The organism is Algoriphagus iocasae (assembly GCF_014206875.1).
Lineage (GTDB): Bacteria > Bacteroidota > Bacteroidia > Cytophagales > Cyclobacteriaceae > Algoriphagus > Algoriphagus iocasae.
Map to the genome: position 1 here is coordinate 875,554 of NZ_JACIJO010000001.1, position 22,629 is coordinate 898,182.

The 22,629-nt window shown below is 39.2% G+C and carries 25 protein-coding genes; 12 read left to right on the forward strand and 13 right to left on the reverse strand.

All coding sequences use genetic code 11. The features are described from left to right. Position 1 precedes the first annotated feature (1 nt). Complete coding sequence (locus FHS59_RS03765) at positions 2 to 460, forward strand: DUF4268 domain-containing protein (protein ID WP_184493174.1); 459 nt, start codon at positions 2 to 4, stop codon at positions 458 to 460. A 33-nt stretch (positions 461 to 493) separates the two neighbouring features. Here FHS59_RS03765 and FHS59_RS03770 read toward each other — a convergent pair whose 3' ends face one another. The 3 genes from FHS59_RS03770 to FHS59_RS03780 all read right to left on the reverse strand — a co-directional run bounded on the left by FHS59_RS03770 (position 494) and on the right by FHS59_RS03780 (position 1,968). Further along, positions 494 to 988 (reverse strand): DUF4136 domain-containing protein, encoded by a 495-nt coding sequence (locus FHS59_RS03770; RefSeq protein WP_184493176.1) that lies wholly within the window; start codon positions 986 to 988, stop codon positions 494 to 496. A gap of 127 nt (positions 989 to 1,115) precedes the next feature. Continuing rightward, positions 1,116 to 1,619 carry a DUF6265 family protein gene (locus FHS59_RS03775; protein WP_184493178.1) on the reverse strand — a complete coding sequence of 168 codons (504 nt, stop codon included), beginning with the start codon at positions 1,617 to 1,619 and terminating at the stop codon, positions 1,116 to 1,118. A 34-nt stretch (positions 1,620 to 1,653) separates the two neighbouring features. Further along, complete coding sequence (locus FHS59_RS03780) at positions 1,654 to 1,968, reverse strand: HesB/IscA family protein (protein WP_184493180.1); 315 nt, start codon at positions 1,966 to 1,968, stop codon at positions 1,654 to 1,656. A gap of 110 nt (positions 1,969 to 2,078) precedes the next feature. Here FHS59_RS03780 and FHS59_RS03785 point away from each other — a divergent pair, with 110 nt between their 5' ends. The 7 genes from FHS59_RS03785 to FHS59_RS03815 all read left to right on the forward strand — a co-directional run bounded on the left by FHS59_RS03785 (position 2,079) and on the right by FHS59_RS03815 (position 7,975). Next, positions 2,079 to 2,600 (forward strand): DUF7935 family protein, encoded by a 522-nt coding sequence (locus FHS59_RS03785; protein ID WP_184493182.1) that lies wholly within the window; start codon positions 2,079 to 2,081, stop codon positions 2,598 to 2,600. 3 nt (positions 2,601 to 2,603) lie between these two features. Then, complete coding sequence (locus FHS59_RS03790; RefSeq protein ID WP_184493184.1) at positions 2,604 to 3,017, forward strand: YkvA family protein; 414 nt, start codon at positions 2,604 to 2,606, stop codon at positions 3,015 to 3,017. A gap of 31 nt (positions 3,018 to 3,048) precedes the next feature. Continuing rightward, positions 3,049 to 3,681, forward strand: a complete 633-nt coding sequence (locus FHS59_RS03795) for a thioredoxin family protein (protein ID WP_184493186.1) — start codon at positions 3,049 to 3,051, stop codon at positions 3,679 to 3,681. Then, the gene (locus FHS59_RS03800; protein ID WP_184493188.1) at positions 3,675 to 4,388 is read left to right on the forward strand and encodes an NAD-dependent epimerase/dehydratase family protein; all 714 of its coding nucleotides are present in this window, start codon (positions 3,675 to 3,677) and stop codon (positions 4,386 to 4,388) included. The genes FHS59_RS03795 and FHS59_RS03800 overlap by 7 nt, the downstream gene beginning before the upstream one ends. Then, positions 4,385 to 4,837 carry a D-aminoacyl-tRNA deacylase gene (gene dtd, locus FHS59_RS03805; RefSeq protein ID WP_184493190.1) on the forward strand — a complete coding sequence of 151 codons (453 nt, stop codon included), beginning with the start codon at positions 4,385 to 4,387 and terminating at the stop codon, positions 4,835 to 4,837. The genes FHS59_RS03800 and dtd overlap by 4 nt, the downstream gene beginning before the upstream one ends. 76 nt (positions 4,838 to 4,913) lie before the next feature. Further along, a complete protein-coding gene (locus FHS59_RS03810) occupies positions 4,914 to 6,398 on the forward strand; it encodes a sulfatase family protein (RefSeq protein ID WP_246388285.1) in 1,485 nt (494 codons plus the stop codon). Between the two features lie 95 nt (positions 6,399 to 6,493). Continuing rightward, positions 6,494 to 7,975 (forward strand): ATP-binding cassette domain-containing protein, encoded by a 1,482-nt coding sequence (locus FHS59_RS03815; RefSeq protein ID WP_184493192.1) that lies wholly within the window; start codon positions 6,494 to 6,496, stop codon positions 7,973 to 7,975. A gap of 49 nt (positions 7,976 to 8,024) precedes the next feature. Here the strand turns inward: FHS59_RS03815 and FHS59_RS23515 are convergent, their stop codons facing one another. Beyond that, the gene (locus FHS59_RS23515) at positions 8,025 to 10,709 is read right to left on the reverse strand and encodes an alginate lyase family protein (RefSeq protein ID WP_221444436.1); all 2,685 of its coding nucleotides are present in this window, start codon (positions 10,707 to 10,709) and stop codon (positions 8,025 to 8,027) included. A gap of 226 nt (positions 10,710 to 10,935) precedes the next feature. On the opposite strand from FHS59_RS23515, the gene FHS59_RS03825 reads away from it, so the two are divergent. Next, positions 10,936 to 12,198 (forward strand): aminotransferase class V-fold PLP-dependent enzyme, encoded by a 1,263-nt coding sequence (locus FHS59_RS03825; RefSeq protein WP_184493194.1) that lies wholly within the window; start codon positions 10,936 to 10,938, stop codon positions 12,196 to 12,198. A 7-nt stretch (positions 12,199 to 12,205) separates the two neighbouring features. Here the strand turns inward: FHS59_RS03825 and FHS59_RS03830 are convergent, their stop codons facing one another. Genes FHS59_RS03830 through FHS59_RS03840 form a run of 3 tightly spaced genes read right to left on the reverse strand, consistent with a single transcriptional unit; the run spans position 12,206 to position 14,294 of the window. Further along, positions 12,206 to 12,592: an iron chaperone gene (locus tag FHS59_RS03830; RefSeq protein WP_184493196.1), complete on the reverse strand. Its 387-nt coding sequence runs from the start codon at positions 12,590 to 12,592 to the stop codon at positions 12,206 to 12,208. Between the two features lie 7 nt (positions 12,593 to 12,599). Then, the gene (locus FHS59_RS03835) at positions 12,600 to 13,640 is read right to left on the reverse strand and encodes a zinc-dependent alcohol dehydrogenase family protein (protein WP_184493198.1); all 1,041 of its coding nucleotides are present in this window, start codon (positions 13,638 to 13,640) and stop codon (positions 12,600 to 12,602) included. 21 nt (positions 13,641 to 13,661) lie between these two features. Beyond that, a complete protein-coding gene (locus FHS59_RS03840; protein ID WP_184493200.1) occupies positions 13,662 to 14,294 on the reverse strand; it encodes a MarC family protein in 633 nt (210 codons plus the stop codon). A gap of 121 nt (positions 14,295 to 14,415) precedes the next feature. Between FHS59_RS03840 and FHS59_RS03845 the strand changes: the two genes are divergently transcribed. After that, entirely contained in the window at positions 14,416 to 14,754 is a 339-nt protein-coding gene (locus FHS59_RS03845; protein ID WP_184493202.1) for a nucleotide pyrophosphohydrolase, read from the forward strand. A gap of 3 nt (positions 14,755 to 14,757) precedes the next feature. Here the strand turns inward: FHS59_RS03845 and FHS59_RS03850 are convergent, their stop codons facing one another. From FHS59_RS03850 to FHS59_RS03875, 6 genes are all read right to left on the reverse strand, one after another. Beyond that, the gene (locus FHS59_RS03850) at positions 14,758 to 15,240 is read right to left on the reverse strand and encodes a hypothetical protein (RefSeq protein ID WP_184493204.1); all 483 of its coding nucleotides are present in this window, start codon (positions 15,238 to 15,240) and stop codon (positions 14,758 to 14,760) included. Between the two features lie 66 nt (positions 15,241 to 15,306). Then, complete coding sequence (locus FHS59_RS03855) at positions 15,307 to 16,782, reverse strand: sulfatase (protein WP_221444437.1); 1,476 nt, start codon at positions 16,780 to 16,782, stop codon at positions 15,307 to 15,309. A gap of 93 nt (positions 16,783 to 16,875) precedes the next feature. Then, positions 16,876 to 18,354, reverse strand: a complete 1,479-nt coding sequence (locus FHS59_RS03860) for an alpha-amylase (protein WP_221444438.1) — start codon at positions 18,352 to 18,354, stop codon at positions 16,876 to 16,878. 183 nt (positions 18,355 to 18,537) lie between these two features. Next, positions 18,538 to 19,251, reverse strand: a complete 714-nt coding sequence (locus FHS59_RS03865) for a 2-phosphosulfolactate phosphatase (RefSeq protein WP_184493206.1) — start codon at positions 19,249 to 19,251, stop codon at positions 18,538 to 18,540. 6 nt (positions 19,252 to 19,257) lie between these two features. Continuing rightward, entirely contained in the window at positions 19,258 to 20,352 is a 1,095-nt protein-coding gene (gene gcvT / locus FHS59_RS03870) for a glycine cleavage system aminomethyltransferase GcvT (protein ID WP_184493208.1), read from the reverse strand. 145 nt (positions 20,353 to 20,497) lie between these two features. After that, a complete protein-coding gene (locus FHS59_RS03875; protein ID WP_184493210.1) occupies positions 20,498 to 20,824 on the reverse strand; it encodes a HesB/IscA family protein in 327 nt (108 codons plus the stop codon). Between the two features lie 95 nt (positions 20,825 to 20,919). Between FHS59_RS03875 and mce the strand changes: the two genes are divergently transcribed. Then, positions 20,920 to 21,321 carry a methylmalonyl-CoA epimerase gene (gene mce / locus FHS59_RS03880; RefSeq protein ID WP_184493212.1) on the forward strand — a complete coding sequence of 134 codons (402 nt, stop codon included), beginning with the start codon at positions 20,920 to 20,922 and terminating at the stop codon, positions 21,319 to 21,321. Positions 21,322 to 21,459: 138 nt separating this feature from the next. Then, positions 21,460 to 22,488 (forward strand): thiamine-phosphate kinase, encoded by a 1,029-nt coding sequence (gene thiL, locus FHS59_RS03885; protein ID WP_184493214.1) that lies wholly within the window; start codon positions 21,460 to 21,462, stop codon positions 22,486 to 22,488. Positions 22,489 to 22,629 lie beyond the last annotated feature (141 nt).

The window sequence follows — 22,629 nt, forward strand, 5'->3', positions numbered from 1 at the left end:
AATGTACAGTCGGGCAGAAACTTCCCGGATTCGAAAAGAATTTTGGATTGCATTTGGTCAATATATGAAGCCGATTCGAAGCGCTTCGGGTTTCCGAGTGAATTGGCCTAATTACAAAACCGGAGTGAAGGATATCTATTTCAGAATGAAGGCAGAGCGGGATTTTGCATCCATCGGGATCGAAATCTGCCACCTAGATGAAGAACTTCAAGAGCTTTTTTTTGATCAATTTAAGCAGTTTAAGAATTTGCTGAATTCAGAGATAGGGGAAGAGTGGGAGTGGAAACTATTAGTGGAAAATGAATTTGGTCAGCAAGTCTCGAAGATTGAAAAAGTACTACCTTCTGTGAATGTGATGGATCAAGCAGATTGGCCAAAAATCATTTCTTTTTTGAAGCCAAGAATAATAGCCTTGGATGCTTTTTGGGATAATATCAAACCTGGCTTTGAAGATTTCTAGTTTGAAAATTTTTCAAAAATATTCTTGATGAATTTACTTTAATTCTGCTATCAGTTGGTCTAGGGCAGAGTTTATTGAACCTTTGTCAATTAACTCTTTTTCTGTCAAAACTCCTGTTCCTGTTCCCATCCATAAAACTTCATAAGTTTCAGCATCTTGAATTAAAAAAATGACTTTCCCATATTTTTCTGACTCAAGTTTAACAGGATAATACATTGTAGAAAAAGCATTGCCAACGCTCCCATACCCCAAAACTTCTTTTTCATAATCGATCGAAGCGATTACCGATTGGACCAGAAAATCTGGGTTGTGCTCATCTTTGGAATACCCTCTTTCTTTCATTTTTTTCTCAAAAAGCTTATTAAGCATGAGGATATCTTTAGGAGCATCCGCTTTGGTGATCACTTGGAAGGTTTTTTTGCCAGATAATCCAGAATTATTACTAACCTGATCTACGGTAATATTTTCAGAAGTTTTGCATGAAATTAAGGTGAAAAGAATTCCAGCAACTAAAAGCAGATTTTTCATATTAAAAAGGGGTTAGATGCTATGAATTTACGAATAAAAAGGAGTTTAGTTTACTAAAAGTCTATTTTTAGGAATTCAAATTTTCAAAAATCTATTACTTTTTGTTTTAAGTATCAATTTGTTAGGCTTAGAATCCAAGTTGTTTCTTCTTAGAATAGGAAAACTCCATGGTGGTTTTTTCTCCATTCTCTTCCAATTCTAGCCAAAGCTGCATTTCATCTCCCAAACGTTTCATTGTAAAACCGTCAAACCAAATCGTGTTTGGCCCGGTTTCCACTAATCTAAAAACAGTCCACTCTTCTTTTTCTTCCCAGCCAGAAAGGTCAGGATTGAAGTGTTTCAGTTTCAGGTAAAAAGTATCTCCCTCCTGAACCATATTCATGAATTCAGTGAATACCAATTTGCCTTCGCTCCAAAATCGAAACGTTCCCACCATATTACCATCCACTGGGGGCATCCAGGTCTCATCACATTCCCCGCCAAGGCCTGTTCCAGTCCAGTAACCCACAAGCCAATCTAGCTCTTCAATTGAACCGGTTCCCGGTTTTTCACCTTCGTTTAAATGTTTTATTTGAGCAAAAAGAGGGGATGATATAAAAATGAAAAATAGAAGGTAGAGTAGTGGTTTCATAGGTAGGTATTTGCCTATGAATTTAAGAAAAATCTTAGAGATCGTGTCGCTTTGGAATGTCAGGGTTGATGAAAGTAAACCCTCTTGCTTCGTCACTTTCGAAAAAATCAATTTGCATTCCCATCAAGAACATGAAATGTCGTTTTTCTATCAAAACAGGTATTCCAGCGATTTCAAATTGTTGATCATCTTCTTTTGGTTTATCAAAGCCTAAGGCATAGGACATGCCTCCACAGCCACCACCTTTTACACCTACCCGTAAACTGTAATCTGAGGGGATGTTTTTATGTGACATGATGTTTTTGATCTCAGCCTCAGCCTTTTCTGTGATTTGAACTGGAATAATCATGTGAGTCAAATGTTTTTGGCGCGGAATTGGTTCGTTTTCGATTCAAATTTACGATCTCTTCAGTTTTAAGACAGGGATTATTTACAGATATTCGAGAGAAATTGCCAATTATGGATTACGCGATAGATTTATTGAAGATTTTGTTACCTGCCGGTATCGTCCTTTATGGGATGTACTTGGTGGTGGTTTCTTTCCTTTCCAAAGAAAGAGAGAAGATGCTTGTCGAGTTGAAAACTCAAAATTCCCAGACAATTCTGCCTATTAGGCTGCAGGCAGCAGAAAGGCTTTGTTTGCTTTTGGAGCGGATTTCTCCAAATAATCTGGTAAGAAGGTCGAACCCTGGCTCAGTAACGGCCGCAGAATTGCACTCTCTATTATTGCATGATGTGCGAGAAGAATTCAATCATAATTTTTCCCAACAGGTTTATTTCTCAGAACAAACTTGGGAGGCTGTTAAAAATGCGGTTGAAAGTGTCAATACAATCATAAACCAAAGCAGACAGTCTGTAGATGCTGAAGCGACCGGAATGGAATTGGCAAGAGCAATTTTTACAAAATCTTTGGAGCAAAATAACGATGCGGTTTCTTATGCGTTAAGACAGGTAAAATCAGAAATCAACATTTACTTCTAAATCATGACTACTCTTAAATCAAAAGCGACAGAAGCGGTGGATAAAGCAAAAAAGCTTTTTGGAAAGCAGGTGGATGCGTTGATGATACAAGAGGAAAAAGTCAAAGATTTAGTTTCAAATACTGTCAAAAAGCTTGGCAAACTGGGAGAAGATTCTAGGATTAAGAAGCTTGTGTCGCCGCTTGGAGTTTTTATTCGGATGATCAAAGCTCATTTTAATGGAACTCATAAACTGGCCGGAAGTACCTTAGGATTGTTGCTTTTAGGATTGGTTTACTTCATTTCTCCATTGGATATTGTGCCTGATTTTCTCGGGTTTTTTGGTTTTGCAGATGATTTGTCTGTCATCTTGGCGATCTATGCGAAGGTGAAAGATGAAATTGAAGAATTTTTGGATTGGGAGAGAACTCAAGTTTGATTGAGACTGTTAGTTCTCAAATTCCAATAGTATGAGCCAACAGATTACCCATCCGATTACCTCGGAAATACTACAATCCGCACTTTCTTATCCTATTTACCGACAGTTAATTGATCAGCTTTTAGCTTCTGGAAAAACTTCCGGAACAAACCATTCGGAGGCGAATATCAATTATACCAAAATGAATGTCGCTCGAATGAAGCGAGTGGAAAAGACCGGAAAAGTGTCTTCGGAAATGGAAGCTTTGGTGAAAAGTATCCAAGAGCCACAGGTTTGGGTGGTGATTACGGAAGCCTGGTGCGGAGATGCTTCGCAAAATATTCCTTATCTGGCGAAGTTGGCTGAGCTCAATTCAAATATTGATCTAAAACTGATTTTCAGAGATGAACATCCTGAAGTAATGGATCAATACTTAACAGAAGGGGCTAGATCAATTCCTAAACTGATTGCATTATCACAGGATTTAAGCGAGGAATTGTTTACTTGGGGTCCAAGACCAAAATTTCTTCAGGATAGATTAAAAGCTTATAAATTAGATCCGCAAGGTGTCAGCTCAAAAGAATTTAGCGAAGGAACGTATCTTTGGTATGCAAAGGATAAAAACCAGGCGATAGAAAAAGAACTTATGGAGGTGATTTCACAATATCAAGAAATGCTATGGTAGTAGCACTAGTCTCAGGAACTTCAGGCATGGTCGGGATGCAGCTTTTGCATCAACTTCTGTCTAGCTATGATTATGTCATCAGCGTGGGGAGAAGAAAGCTTGCCATCAAACACCAGAATCTGGTTCAGTTGGAAGGAGACCTGTCTCAAGTTAATTCCTGGGATTGGGAGCATTTGCTCGTTTTAGATTCTTTGGGAGGAGAGTTTAATTCACTCAAAGAGAATATTGTAGAAAAGAAGGCGGAAATACATGCTTTTTCATCCTTGGGAACAACCATCAAACAGGCAGGTTCCAAAGAACGATTTTTTCAGATTGATCATGATCTGGTAATAGAATTTGCAAAATGGGCAAAAGATTTAGGCGCTACCAAATTCCTCTATGTTTCTTCCTCTGGTGCGGATGCCAAATCATCCATTTTCTATAGTCAGACAAAAGGTAAAACAGAAAATGATTTAAAAGATTTGGGATTTGAGTACCTAGGGTTATTCAGACCCTCCTTATTATTGGGAAATAGGTCGGAGTTTCGACTTGGTGAACAAATTGCCACGATTGTTATGAAGCCATTGGTTTGGTTGAAATTGTTTAAGAACATTCGCCCAATCTATGATTATCAAGTTGCCAAAGCCTTAGTAAGGACAGCCCTTTCCAAAAACTCTAATTCAGTAGAAATCATCTCCTCCGGAGAAATGCAAGACATAAGCAAATGATTGTAGTAATCCAACGAGCCTCAGAAGCATCGGTAAAAATTGATGGCAAAACCAAAGCAGCGATAGGAACAGGCCTGATGATTTTATTGGGAATCGAGGAAGCAGATAGTCAGGAAGATATTGATTGGTTATCGAAGAAGATCGTGAATCTCAGAATTTTCCCGGATGAAAATGGAGTGATGAACAAAAGTTTGTTGAACGTGGACGGAGAGATTCTTTTGATTTCTCAATTTACGCTGCATGCGAGTACCAAAAAGGGAAATCGCCCATCTTACATCAAGGCTGCTAAACCGGATATTGCTGTTCCCATGTATGAAAAGATGATTGATGCTTTGCAAAATGATCTTGGAAAATCCATCGGAACAGGTGAGTTTGGTGCAGATATGAAGGTCTCCTTAGTGAATGATGGCCCGGTAACCATTGTAATGGACACCAAAAATAAGGTTTGATTTCTGCTTCTATTTTTTGAATGCCTTCGGGTAAGAACAGGACAGGGATTTTAGGGATCTGGTTTACATTACTCAGATGAAGCCCATCTTAATCTTATTTCTGGTAGCATGTTCAATTGCTATTTCTGCCGATTTCCTAAAGCCAGCGAAGTCCAATAATAGTTCTTTAAATCCTGAGCAAAATACCAAACCAAATATTGTCTTTGTGCTGGCAGATCAGTGGCGAGCTCAGGAAGTGGGATATGCGGGAAACGATCAGATTATTACTCCAAACCTCGATAAACTGGCTTCGGAAAGTTTGGTTTTTGAAAATGCGATAACGACAATGGCCGTTTGTGCTCCTTGGAGAGCTAGTTTTTTGACAGGTCAATATCCACTGACGCATGGAGTGTTTTACAATGATAAACCACTTCCAAATGAAGCTTTGACTTTCGCAGAAATCTATAAAGAGGCAGGATATCAAACTGGATATATTGGTAAGTGGCATTTGAATGGGCATGCAAGGGGAGCAGACCCTTTTAGTGCTCGGGATCAGCCCGTTCCAAAAGATCGACGACAGGGTTTTGATTACTGGAAAGTGCGGGAAGTAACACATAACTACAATAACAGCTTCTATTTTGATGAAAATGACGTGAAGAATACTTGGGAAGGCTACGATGTTTTTCCTCAGACGGATAGTGCCATTAGCTACATTACCAAAAACAAGGAGAATCCATTTGTGTTGATGCTGTCATATGGCCCTCCGCATGATCCGTATTTTTCCGCTCCAAAGGAATATCAAAAATTATACGATGCCGGAACTTTGAAATTGAGGCCGAATGTGCCGGAAGAATTTCAGGATAGTGCCAGAAGGGTTTTGGCGGGATACTATGCCCATGCTACGGCAATTGATAAGGCTATTGGGGATTTGCTGGAAGGAATAGAGAAAGCAGGAGTTGCAGATAATACCATTTTTGTATTTACTTCCGAGCATGGAGATATGCTGATGTCTCGAGGGGCTTTGAAAAAGCAAAGGCCGTGGGATGAAGCGATCAAAGTGCCTATGTTGATTCGGTACCCTGGGAAATTCGGTCATGAAAGTCGAGAAGTTTTTGACCCGATTGGAACACCGGATATCCTTCCAACTTTGCTTGGTCTTAGTGATATTCCCATTCCCAAATCCATAGAAGGAAAAGATTTTTCAGGAAACCTTTTGGCAGGAAAAGACCTTGGGAATGAAGCAACTCTGATCATGTTGCCAGTTCCATTTCATGAATGGCAGTTCAAAAATGGAGGAAGAGAGTATCGGGGAATCCGGACAAAAAGATATACCTATGTGAAAGATCTTTTGGGCCCTTGGCTTTTGTATGACAATGAGAAAGATCCTTACCAGCTAAATAACCTTGTGGATCAAGACGAATACAAGGATTTGCAAAAGGAGATGGAAGGAATTCTGAAGAAGAAGCTAAAAGCAACGCATGATAAATTTCTGCCGGCAGACGAATATATGACCCAATGGAATTATTTATATGATCGCACTGATAGTTTGAGGGCAGAAAATTACCTTCAGGTCGATAGGTGAGAAGGAGAGAAAAGGTTGATGAATTTTCATTCCGTCAATTATTGATTGGCTGAATATATTTTTCAATCTTTCGAGCCCTATTAAACAGCATTCTTTTGTCAGATACAATAATATCCATCCAGCAGGCCACCATTTTATTTAAAGCCCAACAAGCCTTTCAAAACCTCAACTTCCATTGGGAAAAGGGGCAGAATTGGGCGATTATTGGGGATTCAGGTTGGGAACTCACCGCTTTTATAGAAACTCTAAGAGGGAATACTGTTTTATCGGATGGTCATATCGATAGACCATTTTCTAAGAGTTATGTAGAAAGGAAAACTGCAGCGGGAGAAGTAAATAGCTTTCGGGATTTGATTGCTTATGTATCCCAAAAGTATGTTTTTAAGAATCGTTCCCACATCCAGAACTTTTATTTCCAACAACGCTTCAATTCTTCTGAATCTGAGGAAACTGCCAGTGTCCGAGAGTATTTGCTCGAAGTAATCCCCAAGGTTGAAGGACCTTGGAATCTTGAAAATGTAGCCAAATTGCTTCGATTAGAGGCTTTGTTGGATAAATCACTTTTGAAGTTATCCAATGGAGAAACTAGGAGATTAGCGATTGCTTTAGGCTTGATGCAACAACCAAAGATTTACTTGCTTGACCAGCCCATGACTGGATTGGATGTGAAAAGTAGGGAAGAGTTTGGAGAGATTTTGAAGGCAATTTCCAATGCTGGTGTGCAAGTATTATTGACAACTTCTGGAAATGAAATCCCTGAAGGCATTACACATATTGCCAAAGTGTCAAAAACTGGGATTGCGAACACTTGGTCCCGTTCTGAATTTCAACTGGAAAATATTGAACCGCTGCAAAGTCCTTCCTGGGATTGGCAATTATTAGATTCTTTGCTTCCAAAAGATCGTAACAAGTTGGATGTTGAGGTAATCAAGCTAAAGGATGTGACCATCAAATATGGAGAGAAAGTAATCTTAGATCGGTTGAACTGGAAAGTGAAAGCAGGGGAAAGGTGGTTGCTAAAAGGGAACAATGGAGCTGGAAAATCAACCTTATTGAGTTTGTTGATCGGGGAAAACCCACAAGCATATTCACAGGACTTTTGGCTATTTGGTAGGAAGCGAGGTACTGGAGAGAGCATTTGGGATGTGAAGCGACCCACTGGTTTTGTGGCGCCCGAGCTTAGCCGCTATTTTCCAGCAAATCAAACTTGTCGCAAAGTAATTTTATCAGGGCTTTTTGATACCATGGGATTATTTAAAAAGGTAAGTCCAGAACAGGAGGAGTTGGCAAATCGTTGGATCAAGTTGTTCAATTTAGAACCCCTTCAACAAACAGTCATTCAGCGATTGTCATTGGAGCATCAGCGATGGACATTGCTTGCGAGAGCATTGATCAAGCAGCCCAAATTGTTGATTCTCGATGAGGCTTCCCAGGGAATGGATCAGATTCAAAGAAGGCTTTTTAAAGAAACTGTTCAGCAAGTATGCGAGCGAAGTGGGATTACATTAATCTATGTAAGTCACTATGCCGAAGATGTTCCGGAAGTGGTGGATAAGGTGATGGAGTTGTGTAGATAAGATAATTCTACTTCTTGGGCTAAGCCCGAGGCTATGAAATCAGCAAAAATCAATTATTCTCAACTTTCACCCCCTTAAACATCACCTCATTATTACTTCGCCTAATTTCTTTTCCACTGGTAGTAGACACGTTTTTCAAGTGAACTTCTTTGGTGAGGACATACGGATACTTTTCCTCATAGGTATCCTCTTTTCTTTCAGAATTAAAATTTCCAAAAATAGCTGGCCCATCATAATTCTCAGGGTGATTAGAATCATCAATTTTTAGATTCTCGATGAGAATTTCCTCCGGCATATAGCAGGTGTAACCAAAATCATGTTGACCGGAATTGTAGCCATTGATAAGGGAAGCACTGTAGGTTTTTCCTGCATTTGGGATAAAAGTGCAATTCTTAATTATCAGTTTGCCTTGCCAAGTGCTGCCATAATCTGAGCGGAGGTTTATCAAACTGCGACCTCTGATGATGCTGTTTTCTACTGTGAAAGTTCCTGTTCCAATTGCGTTAATTCCCATGTGCCCTAGAGTAGAATTACGGATCGTTGTATTGGCAACGCCCATGTGAGCATCGAATCTGGAGAAAGTGCACTTATCAAAAAGAAGATTTTTGGAATAATTCGACCCCATGATCCCCCAAAAAGTACTGTCATCAATATCATTGGTTTGAGAGCAATTGATAAAGGAAACGTTGAGGGCACGGTTAACCAAGATGTCATAGGAACCCATAGATACTGTAGTTCCTGCATTTCCAATGGTTTGATAGGTTTTATGACCTGTTAAGATTGAGTTTTGAACTGTCACATTGGTGCAATTGCTGATAGCAAGGAATCCTCCATAGGGAGCGCCATGATCTTGTTCGCCTTGGATACGATGTTCCAAACCATCCACGATCACATTGGATCGCTGAATGGAAATGTTTCTGCTATAATAGTTGTATTTGGATTCCTCTTGATTGGCAATAGTGATAAACTTTCCGCCTGTGATTTTTAAGATTTTTTCATCGATAGGCAGTACTGACATTTCGGTTATCTGATCAAAATCCCAAATAATAGGGGCATTTTCATCTACATTTCCATTTTTATCTACCAGAATAATATCCGTTTGTGAAGCGCCACTATTCTGATTTGGGCCGAAGCGAATATATCGTTTTGTAGTGGCATCCGTCAAAGTGACCAAGGCAGGTCCAGCTAATTCCAAGTCTAACTTTTCTTGATTTCTTTTGACTGATTTTATTCCATCTAGAGAATATGATTCAAGTGAAGAGAGGACTAAGAATACTGGAGCAGTCCGGTTCTGCACCTCTCTGTCATCTATGATAAATGTGGCATTACCAAAATCAGAATCTGTTTGAATTTCTACCGTCAATTCATCTCCACCAATGTAATAAACTGCTCCGTCATCAGCTTTTACTGGCAAATGGTTTTGATTGGCGAATTCATGTGCTTTGGCTATGGCTTTAATGTCATCCGTTTTCCCATCGCCCTTGGCACCAAAATCACTGTATGTAACCTCGCCAGTAGCAATTATTTTTGATTTTAATTCCGAGTCAATAGTTTCATTATCTTGATCAGCCACCCATAAAAGGGGAAATCTCACTGGCATATTTCTAATGACTTCCGGAGTTTCAAAATCAGCATCTAGTCTATTCCAAAGTTCCAGGTAATTTTCTTGACCAAAAGCCAAACCACCAAAAAGTAGGAAGGGATGGCGTACCGGCCATTGATCCCAATACATCACATCTTTTTCAAAAGGCCATGTGTTTTTGTCTGCCACGAATGGATATAGAAATGAAACTCCCTTTGCCAAGGATTTACCATCTGCAGTTTCATAATGAAATAAATCTTCGGGTTCATCCGCATACACCTGACAAAGTGTGGCCATCGCATCAAGCGTAAACAAGGAATACCCGTACGGTTTAGTACGTTTTAATTCCTGAGGAAAGCTTCCGTTTTCAGCCATTTGTTCAGGAAGAAGCACAGATTTGTACATTTCTTTGCAGTAATTCAGAACTTCTTCATTTCCTACGAGCTTCGCAAAAACCGCGGCCTGCATCGCCCAGCAAACACTGTGATTGTTTCCATGATCTCGCTCATCGATTCCATAGGGATGGGTTGTCATCCAAGTCAAATATTCAGAAAACCAGCTTTTCATTTGATCGATTTCTGAGTCAGGGATAATTCCAGCGTCTTCTATGACTTCAATCGCCTTAGCAACTTCCATCAGTTGGATGGTGTCAATGATGCCAATTCCCCGACCAGTTACTCTTCCTTTGATCGCTTGCCCATACAAAAGATTAGGGTTCATTTTGGTTTCTTCGTCGATAAACCATGCCCTTAGATGCGGTGCCAAAGCTTTAATATAAGAATCATCATTTGTGACCAAATAGGCTGAGGCTAAAGCTCCGGAAATTTGACTTAATCGGATCATGGCTTCGCGATGAGCAGTAAAATTATCGGGGTTGCTCATTCCGTCCCGTTGGATGTATGGACCTTCTGGATCTTTTGGATTCGGCCACCAATAATCTCCTTCAGAATAAAAATCATGAATTCCTCCTGCACTTCTGGGACTTTTTGCTGAGGTGACGGTAATAGGAGGTAGGTTTTTATATTTTTCTGCAAGCTGTACGACCCGAACTTTTTCTTTGGAGAAAAGGTCTTTTTTGGAAGTGGGAATACTGTTAGGACTGCTAAAGTTTAAACCTATTGAGAAAACAAGGAAAAATATGGTCTGAATCATTTTGGGCTATGGGAGTTAATTACAACCTGGTCTTTAAGTTGCGATTTATTCAGGGTTTTTGAAAGTCAATCAATTTCCTATTTCACAGAATGAACTATGAAGATTTTCATGTCGGTATGGGAAGAAAAAAGATTTAGGAATTAATTTTTCTTTGAAAAACTTGCTTTAAATGGGATTATCTAAATCTCCTTACTAGATTCCGAATTCATTTTTAGAATTAACTTTTATGAACAGTAGAAGAAATTTTCTTCAAAAATTATCAATAGGGGCATTAATGCCAGGTGTAGTAGGACTTAACGCTCAAAGTCAGGAGTTTAAAATTGACCATACTATTGGCGGAGATGAGTTTTGGGATCAGGTTCGTGCACAATTTCCCTTAACAAAGGATAGAGTTTATCTCAACAACGGAACATTTGGACCTTCACCAACCCCGGTTTTAAATGCCATTAAAAACTCTTTAGATGAAACAAATACGATTGGGGAATATGGGCATATAAATCCTCTCCGAGGTGGATTAGCGGATTTTGTTGGTATAAAGGAATCAGAAATTTCTTTGACCCATAATACTACTGAGGGCATCAATATCATGGCTTGGGGATTGCCTTTGTCAGCTGGAGATGAAGTGATCATCACCTATCACGAGCATGTGGGAAATGCTTTGCCTTGGCTAAATCGAGCCAAACTTGATAACATTGTTTTGGTTCCTTTTGAGCCTGCCGCAACCCAGGCAGAAAACCTGGATTTGATTAAAAAGCTGGTAACACCGCGTACGAAAGTCATCGCAATACCACATATCACCTGCACGACCGGTTTGGTATTTCCCATTAAAGAAATAGCAGAATTTGCCAAGTCAAAAGGGATTTTTACAGCGATTGATGGAGCACACGGAGCTGGAACATTTGATTTAAACTTACATGAGCTTGGGGTGGATTTTTATGCTACCAGCTATCATAAATGGATGCTTGGTCCAAATGGGTCAGGCTTCTTATATGTCAAAGAAGATAATTTGGATAGATTACAGGCCTATCAAGTAGGAGCCTATTCTGATTTGGGTTTTGATCTTAAAAGTTCTCCTCCATCACTTAAAGGATATGTCAATACCGCTCATCGATATGATTTTGGAAGTCAAAGTCTACCATTGATTAGGGGAGTAATTGCTGCTACTGAGTTTCATCAAGAAATAGGGAAGGATAAAATTGAAGCAAGGGTTAGGGAATTAAACCAATATCTTTACGATGGACTTTCTGAAATGACTCAGGTTTTGGAAATAAAGAGCGCAAAAGAGGCGGATTCCAGAATTTGTATGGTGACTTTTAAACCAAAAAAGATGGATTATGAGGAAGCTTATAAAGCTATCGGAAAGGGAGGGTTTAGAATCAGAATCGTTCCTGAAGCAGGTTTAAATGCAATTCGGATTTCAACACATATCTATAATAGTAAACCAGAAATTGATGCTTTCCTGAATCAAGTTCAAAAAGTTCTAGTATGAGATTTTGCTAAGATTTTTTCTTCTTTTTCTGTTTTTGTTCAGCAGCTAGGATGGCTTGTTCTCTTCGAAAAATCGCAATATCACTGATCAGTTTCAATGGCAATTCTTGATCATATGGAATTTGAATAGCTCCCTTGGAGGTCACATATCCGGAGAGCTCTTTTTTGAATTCTATGATCGGTTGATTGGTAGGATAATATCCAATATGATTTTTTTGCGCAGCATAGTAAACCAAGACTTCGCTTGTCTTAATCGCAGGCATGTGGTAGCTGATAACCTCTTTTCCTTCCGGAACAGCTTTGAGAAGCGTTTCTCTTATCAATTGTAATTTTTCTTGAATCTCAGGAGAAAACCAGGAGAAGTATTCTTCGATCGAACTAGGCTTTGGATTCATTTCTGTTTTAAAAAGAGTTGATGATGGTAATTCCGGTTCCTTTAAATTTATTCATTTCCATTAATTCCAAAACAGCATCTTCCAAATTAATGAATCGACCAATTAATTTTTCGGGATTCATTTTGCCCTGAATTATCATTTCCATCATTTCAGGATACTTGTATGCCTGCATCCCATGGCTACCAAGAATTTCTAATTCTTTAGAGAGAATTTGATTCATTGGGACTTTTGGGTTTTTCATATCCGCCAGCATCAATCCGACTTGAATGTGTTTTCCTCTTTTCCGAAGGGAAGAAATAGAATTAAAACAGGTCTCTATACTTCCAAGTGCATCAATCGAAACATGCACCCCACCATGACAGATATGCTGGATTTTCTCGACGGTATTTTTCTCTTTTGCACTATTTATTACTGCTATTGATCCGATGGATTTAGCCAGTTTCAATTTTTCCTCATCTATGTCAATCGCTATTACATTGGCACCTAAGGCACAGCCGATCATAATAGCGGATAATCCAACTCCGCCGCATCCATGTACTGCCATCCATTGACCTCCGGTTAATTTTCCCTGTGCTACGACAGCACGAAATGAAGTGGCAAATCGACATCCCAAACTTGCTGCGGTTTCAAAACTGATTTGTTCAGGAAGTAAGATGACATTGGTATCGGCCCGATCAATGGAAACATATTCTGCAAAGGATCCCCAATGAGTAAATCCCGGTTGGAATTGGTCATCACAGACCTGGTGATTACCGGAAGCGCATTCAGGACACTTCCCACAAGCACAGATAAATGGCACACTAACCCGATCACCGATTTTCCAGTTTTTTACATTTTTCCCAACGGAGGCGATAACTCCTGCAAACTCGTGTCCAGGCACGTGAGGTAATTGGATATCTTCATCATGTCCCATCCAGCCATGCCAATCTGATCGGCAAAGTCCTGTTGCTTTTACCGCTATTACTACACCATCTGGACTTGGAGCTGGGTCAGGAACCTGTGTAATTATAGGTAGAGTTTGAAAAGATTCGTAAAGAAGTGCTTTCATAGGAATGACATTTGAATTCGATTAGGCGGCAAGGTCAAAAGCAACCTTTATCCCTTCAATGATCATGTTAGTACCAATTATGGCTATGATCAGACCCATGATTTTCCCAATCACTGTAATGACATTTTTACCGACTCGAAGGACCAATTTATCTCCCAATCGAAACGCCCAATGGGTTAAAATACACATGATGGCAAAAACCAGGATTACAATGCCGATATGAATATAATTGCCAGAAGAAACAAAGTTCATCGCTGTGACGATGGTACCGGGTCCCGCCAAGATCGGGATTGCCAAAGGTGAAATAGCGATGTTTTCATCAAATGCTGTTTCTTTCAAATGTTTGACGGTAGATTTTTTGGATTGGAGCATTTCAAAGCCAACAAAAAAGATCAAAATACCTCCCGTGATCTTGAAAGCTGGGATGGTAATCCCAAAAAGCTCAAAGATAAACTTGCCTAAAAGCACAAAGATAAATACAATCAAAAAGGCAACTGTAGTCGCTTTCTTACTGATTTTTCGCTTAGTCTCTTTATCAGCATCTTCTACCAAAGATGAAAAAATCGGAACATTAGCTATCGGATTCATGATGGCAAAAAAACCGGTAAATACAGATAAAGTAAAAGTTAATAGGTCGCTGGTCAACGAAGACATATGAAAATAGATGTAGATTTATTCAAGAAGATTAAGCAAGATAAAAAAGCAGAATTGTTTTCTACTGTTATCTAGCTTGGTACTTTTAATATTCAATCTCTAATAAACGAAACAGAGTCAGATGAAAAAAGAAATTACTATCTCCGAAGTTCAGGAACAAGTGGACCAATGGATCAAAACAGTAGGAGTTCGCTATTTCAATGAATTAACCAACATGACCATTTTGATGGAGGAAGTAGGGGAATTGGCAAGAATAATGGCCAGAACTTATGGCGAGCAATCTTTTAAAGAATCTGATAAAGGGAAAGACTTGGGAGATGAAATGGCGGATGTTCTTTGGGTTTTGGTCTGCTTGGCAAATCAGACCGGTGTGGATTTAACGGAAGCGATCAAAAAGAACTTTGAGAAAAAGAATATGAGGGATATTGAGCGTCACAAAAACAATGAGAAACTGAAATAAGAATCAGTTTATTGTTTTTACCTGATCTTTAGAAATACAAAATGTTTTGGTTTGACTGTAGAGGGGCAAACCCAAGATTTTCCAACTTAGAAAACCAGTAAGCTCCAAACCGTTTTCATTCTCAAGCACTGAAAAGTGCTTCCAGCCCAATCCACTCACAAAACCTTCAAGGCTGGACTGACTTCTATCCTGAATAACCATTCCTGTTTCTTTATCTCGAACCAAAGTCAAATCAATCCCATAGGTTAAAGTCTCATTGACTTTAGCGAATTGTAAAACTGTTGGGCTATCAAGATGGTCAGTGTTTTGTTCATCGGCTTCAGATCTTCCACTGACAAAACTGATAAATCCAAATACCAGAATAAGAGTGTAAAATTTGGAATGTCTCTTGAAAAAAGACCGATTTCCTGAAAGGAATTTAATGGCTAAATAGATCCAGCTGACGAAAAAAAGGATGTTGATAATCCCCCAGATTAAATGTACCATTGTTTGAAAAATAATTACAAATCTAGTTAATTGGTTTGAATATTAACTGGATCCTTATAAAAAGGTTTATTTTTCAAAAAGTCCTGTATTACCTTTTTCTAGTAACGGTATCATTTCTAGGACGATATCAGGGTTTTCTTTAGCGATATTGACGGATTCAAGAGGGTCGATTTGATGGTCGTAAAGCTCATAAATCAAACCTCCATTTCTATAAAACCGAGTCAATCGATATCTGTCATTTCTTACCGTAATCCCATTATTAAAATATCCATAAGCGACCTTCTTTTGCCTATTTTGGTTTTGAAGGATCAGAGAGACTAGACTTTCTCCATCTAATTCTCCAGGAGCATCAATACCGGTTAATTCCATTATTGTTGGATAAATATCAACTGACTCGACGATGGAGTTCTCAGTTCTCCCTTGTTCAGTTTTACCTGGTATTTTAAGGATCAATGCACTATTCAATGCATTTTCAAAAAGCGTGTGTTTTCCCCAAATCTGCTGCTCTCCCAGGTGCCAACCATGATCTCCCCAAATAATGACAATTGTATTTTTCTCCAGGTCCAAAGCTTTTAGGGCATCCAAAATGAGTCCTATCTGAGCATCTGAATAGCTTGCTGCTGCGTAATAAGCATGCTTAATTTTTTGTGCATACGCTTTTGAGGCCACGGTTGAAAGGTTTGGGTGTTCTTCACCTAAGGCGTATTGATTAAATTCTCCGCTAGGTAAAAGGCTTTGGTCAGAGACATGAAGCGGTTTGTTTGGATTCTTAGCAATCTCAATCTGATCTTCCTGATACAAATCCCAATATTTCTTAGGAGCTGTAAAAGGTAGGTGGGGTTTGAAAAGGCCTATTCCCAAGAAGAACGGTTCATTTTGATTCTTTAAATCTTTCAGTTTTGAGATAGCAAGTTGTGTGGTCAATCCATCTGGGTATCCCAAATCATCCACATCACCAGCCTCATAGGGCTTGACTTGCTTGTTCATGCTTTGGCGGTTCTCTCCATCCGAATAGGCAAAAAAGGCATTCCACCCTGTTTTCCATTTTCCTGCATCAAACAGCAACTCATCCCAGCTGTAGGGAAGTTCTCTTTGATCAGAAACTTCCTCTTCGTAGCCATAAACATACCCATCAGCAGAATGTGAAATTTTTCCTATCCCAACTGTGTGATATCCGTTTCTTCTCAAATGATGAATAAATGTCTCCGGGATGGATGATTCTTCCTTTTTTGGAAACTCATCCTGCATAATGTTATTATTGAGTTCGACTCGTCGGCTTGGCCTTCTCCCTGTCAAAAATGCTGCTCTAGATGCCCCACAGGTCGGAACAGCTACAAAATGGTTTGAAAAACTTACTGCTTCTTTTGCCAACTCATCGAGGTTTGGGGTTAAGATTTGGGTATCACCAAGATGCCCAAGTTCAGCCCTGAGATCATCAACAGCAATGAAGAGAATATTTGGTTTTTTAGCTTGGGATAAAGCAGGGAAATTTATCCAGACAGCAAATCCTAATAATAAGAATCTTTGAATTAGAACAGTCAATGCCTTTCAAGTTTTAACTTCAATCTAAAGGATTTAAATTTAAGTTAAAAATGAAAGATAATATCCACTACTTTAAGTAATTCAAAGCATTATTTAAACATTCTCAATCCAAACAGAAACCGATCCTGGTGCACAATGAAATTCAGCCCATCCTGATTCATTTATCCAAACTTCTCCTTCGATTTTGCCTAGTTGGTCATGGAAACTTCTACCAGCATATCTAGTTCCGATTTCCATTGAGATTGTTGCTCCATCGCCATTTGAAAGGACCACAGCACAACCGGAATGATTTTCATCACCTTCTCTAGTCCAACCAATACTTGTTGCATTTTCAAAATAGTCTCTTTGTGTTCCGAATGCATGATCTTTTCTGATGTAAAGTAGGTTTTCTAACTCATCTACCCGATTGATGAATATCTCATAGTCCTTTCCATCCTCTCCTTTATCCCAATAAGATGCTCCAAAAAGATCTGGGTAAAACAAGCATGGATATCCATCTTTTCGAAGCAAAATCAAGGCATATGCAATTGGTTTAAACCAGCTTTCTACTGGTGCTTCCAGTGCTTGTAACGGTTGAGTATCATGGTTATCTACAAGCGTCACTGCTAATTCTGATTTCTCAGCTACCAAAGTCCTTTCAAAAATTTTTCTGAGGTCATAATCACTTCCCGAATTAGAGGCAATATGGAAATTATGCTGAAGGGCAGAATCAAATAAACTCATCGTGCCTTCCGTGGCATCAATGTATTTCATGAGTACTTCCAAATTACCAGGAGCCCAATATTCTCCCACGGCAAAAATGTCTTTTCCGATTCGTTCTCTTAAAAAATGAAGGAATTCTTTAAAATATGAGGGAGGAATATGCTTGACGGCATCTAGCCTAACTCCATCATAATAGGTCAATTCATGGAGCCAAGTGGCATAGTGTAGAAGTTCATCTCTCACAGCTGGATTCCTGAATTCTATATCGCAAAACATCAGAAAGTCAAAATTCCCCTTTTCATCGGTTATCATTTCTTCCCAATCATCTCCGTACTCGCTCAAGATTTTGAATATTCCTGACTCTTGGTTTCGATGATCATAATCCACCCCACTAAAACATTGATGATCCCAGACAAAATCTGAGTAGGCTCCATTTCTTCCAGGAAAAGTAAACTTAGTAAAGGCTTCGATTTCATAAGGCTCTGAGAGGTAATTAAGTCTGTTTTCTTCATCCACCTTGACTACTTGAATCTGCTCAGACTCATCTCCACCAGCTTTATGATTGAATACAAAATCTACAATGAACTGAACTCCCCGATCATGAAGTGCTTTGGTCGCCTCGATAAATTCATCCTTAGTCCCGTATTTTGTTCGGACAGATCCTTTTTGATCAAATTCTCCCAAGTCAAACAAGTCATAGTTATCATAGCCTACACTCATTCCCCCCAGTTCTCCTTTTGATGCTGGAGGTAGCCAGACTGATGTAATTCCCAAATAGCCTAAATATTCAGCTTTCTCTTTTAATTCTTTCCAAAGTGAATCCTCTGGGGTATACCAATGGAAAAATTGAATCATGGTACCGTTTTTCATAAGAAAAATATTAGTGATAGTGATTAAACTATCGGATAAACGGCAGATAGATTGAATAGTTTAAAGAAATAATTAAATAATTATGAGGTATTGATATCTAAATTGAAAAATAGGTGAATCAAATAAAAATTTCCGACTTGTTTCTAAGTCGGAAATTTATTTATATTAATGATAATCAGTGAGTTAATGTGGTTCTATCGCGATTAGAACTTCTTTTTCCACTTTCCCAATGATAGAGTATAAATCTAAGGTGAGGCAAAAATCAATGTCTGATTCGATGTTATGATTTTGAAGTCTTTTGGCATGAGATGCCTGGGAAAGAAATCCTTTTAGGTCGTGACCTTCTTTTTCAAAAAGTGCTTTCATTGCCAATGCACCATCTTCTGAAGCTTCATGAGTAGCTTCCAAGCTTTTGACCAAAGCGCCGGCATACAGCGAGTCTTCCAGGTTAAACATCCCTTTCCAACCAGCACAATGGATCAAGACATCCTGATCTTTCTTTTGAAGGTATTCGATCGTTGCACCGAGATTTGGAAAAGCACCAATCAAAATTTCATCTGCTTCTGAAGATTTAGAAATAGCCAAAGTGCCATTGGTCGTGGTCATAGCTAATTTCCTTCCTTCGTAATCTCCATTTAGGTATGCAACTGGAGAATTTCCCATTTCAAATCCGGGAGCGGTTAGACCATTTCTTTCTCCAGCGATTAAAAAACCTTGCTCTTTCATTGCCCTGCAATCTTCCAGATCTGCGAAAGTTCGAATTTCCGAGATTCCATTTGCCAAAGCAGCAACCATCGTAGAGGTGGCTCGAAAAATATCGACCACCACTACGATTTTGCCTTGTAAAGAATGCAAATGAATTAACTCTGGGCTAAAGCAGATTTCTACTTTTCTCATGAAATTTTAGGATTTCAATAGAGGTAGCTTCTCTACCTGAGCTTTAAGGTTTTTATTTCTAACCTGAATGAAGATTTCAGTTCCTGCTTTGGCAAATTCGGTTTTCACATAACCCAAACCGATACCAACTCCCATGCTTGGAGATTGAGTGCCTGAAGTTACTTCACCGATGACCTCACCCGCTGCATCCACGATAGGGTAGTGGCCTCTTGGAATACCTCTTTCTTGCATGACAAATCCAACTAGTTTTCGGGATACACCTGCTTCTTTTTGAGCTTTTAATGCCTCAGAATTCGTGAAGTCTTTGGTGAATTTTGTGATCCAGCCAAGTCCAGCCTCTAGAGGAGAAGTAGTATCAGTGATATCATTTCCGTAAAGACAATATCCCATTTCCAGTCTCAAAGTATCTCTAGCACCCAAACCGATTGGCTTGATGTCAAAGTCTTTTCCAGCTTCAAAAATGGCTTTCCAAACGTGCTCAGCATCTTCATTTTTAACGTAGATCTCAAAACCACCAGCACCGGTATAGCCAGTTCCAGAGATAATGACATCTTTCACGCCTGCAAATTCACCTACAGTAAAATGATAGAATTTAACTTCAGAAAGGTTTACTGGGGTCAGTGACTGAACTGCTTCGATAGCTTTTGGTCCCTGAACAGCAAAAAGAGAAATCTCATCTGAGATATTTGTCAATTTCGCTCCCATCGTGTTGAACTTGTTTACCCAAGCCCAATCTTTATCAATATTGGAAGCATTGACTACCAACATGTATTTTTCTTCCTCAAATTTGTACACGATCAAATCATCCACAATTCCTCCTGTTTCGTTAGGAAAGCAGGAATATTGTGCTTGACCATTTACCAGCTTGGAGGCATCGTTTGAAGTTACTTTCTGAATCAGGTTCAAAGCTTCAGGGCCTTCCACCATAAATTCTCCCATATGGGAAACATCAAATACTCCAACTCCATTTCTGACACAGAGATGCTCTTCATTATCTGAACTGTAGCGAACCGGCATATTGTATCCGGCAAAAGGCACCATTTTACCACCTAAGGCAGCATGCAGGTCATTAAGTTGAATTTTCTTGATTTGCTCTTCCATATTTGGGGTTAATTTTTCGTGGGCAAAGGTAAGGAATGAGGTCGATATTGGGGAATTGAAGTGTCAAAAAGTCAATTTGGTATCTATAAGAAACAAAAAAAGACAGCTTTTGAAGGCTGTCTTTCGTGAGTTCGTTAAATGAATATCATATGGAGAAACTCTCTCCGCATCCACATGTTCTAGATGCATTTGGATTGATGAACTGGAAACCTTTTCCATTTAATCCATCAGAAAATTCTAATGTCGTTCCAGCGAGATACAGTAAACTTTTTCTATCCACGATGATTTTCACACCTTTATCTTCGAATACATGGTCAGTTTCCACCGTATTAGCATCAAATCCAAGATCATACATTAATCCTGAACAACCTCCTCCTTTGACCGATACACGGATGTTTTCTCCCTCTGTACGACCCTCTTCTTTTTTAAGTTCGAGGATTCGCTCTTTGGCTTTGTCAGAAACGATTATCATATCTTTATGCTTTTACTTTAAATTCAATTGTCAAGTTAAGACGCAAACATCTTTCACTTGTAAATAATTCAAACGCAAATATAAGAAATTTAAAAATGAGGAAAATCGAACATATCGGGATAGCGGTAGCAGATTTAGAAAAATCCAGTGCTCTTTTTGCCAGATTGTTGGGTAAAGAGCATTTTAAAACTGAATTGGTGGAAGGAGAAGGGGTTGAGACTTCTTTTTTTCAGCTAGGGGAAACGAAAGTGGAGCTTCTTCAAGCAACGAGAGAAGATAGTCCTATCGCTAAATATATTGACCGAAAGTCAGAAGGAGTGCATCATATTGCTTTTGATGTGGAAGATATTCAGGCTGAGGTAGAAAGGTTAAAGGCTGAAGGATTCGAAATCCTCAATGAGACACCAAAACTAGGTGCAGACAATAAATTAGTGGTATTTTTGCACCCTAGAAGTACTAATGGTGTTTTGGTAGAATTGTGCCAGGAGATTTCATAAGGCAGTGGGCAGTCTCAGTAGGCAGTCTCAGTATGCAGTGGGCAGTGGGTACCAATTGGGATAGAAAAAAGGAATTAAAAAGATGTCGAAAGGTTTCATGAAATGGAAACCGAAGACAAATCATATTGAAATAAAATTATGTCAGAAAAAAGAACAGAAATAAGTGATTTAGGTGAATTTGGTTTGATCGACCGGCTGAATGAAAAAGTGGTAATTAAAAATCGATCTAGCCTAAAAGGAATAGGAGACGATGCCGCAGTGATAGATGCAGGGGATCATGTGAAGGTTGTTTCCACAGACTTGTTGATGGAAGGAGTTCACTTTGATTTATCTTATGCGCCTTTGCCACACCTAGGATTTAAGGCTGTTGCAGTAAACGTTTCGGACATCGCAGCAATGAATGCAGTTCCAAAACAAATCACAGTGAGTATTGCCCTTTCAAATAGATTTTCACTTGAAGCAGTGGAGGCATTATACGAAGGAATTTATGCGGCTTGTGATCATTATGGAGTGGACTTAGTTGGGGGTGATACAACGGCTTCCAGATCGGGTTTAGCCATCTCAATTACTGCCATTGGTGAAGCAAAAAAAGAGCAGATTTCTTACCGTTCAGGAGCAAAGGAAAATGACATTCTTTGTGTGACCGGAGACCTAGGTGCAGCCCTAGTTGGACTTCAGATTTTGGAGCGGGAAAAGCAGGTGTTTTTAGCCAACCCAGATATGAAACCTGACCTAGAAAAATACACGATTGTTACGGGTCGTCAACTGAGACCTGATGCCAGAATGGATATCGTTCATGAGCTTGCCGAGATGGAAATTGTTCCTACCAGCATGATGGATATTTCAGATGGTTTGGCTTCTGAGATTTTTCATATCTGCAAAGCATCTGGGGTAGGGGCGACGATCTATGAAGACAAACTTCCAATCGATAAACAGACCTTTGATACAGCAGTAGAATTAAATCTTGATCCGATCACTTGTGTGCTCAATGGAGGGGAAGATTATGAACTTCTTTTCACTATTGATCAAAAGGATTTTGCAAAACTGGAGAAGCATCCAGACATCCATTTCATCGGTCATATCACTAAAGCATCTGAAGGAAAATTCTTGGTAACTAAGAGCGGAACTGCTGTTCAGATTAAAGCTCAAGGCTGGAAGCATTTTTAAACTACGTAAGTATGCTATGCGTAGCAGAAATTAAGGTTTCTACGTAGTTTAAGTAGTCAATAATGACTTAAAATGGTTTTACATAAAATTATGAAAACCAGTAAATAAAAAAGCTTTACCTAAATGAAAGGTAAAGCTTTT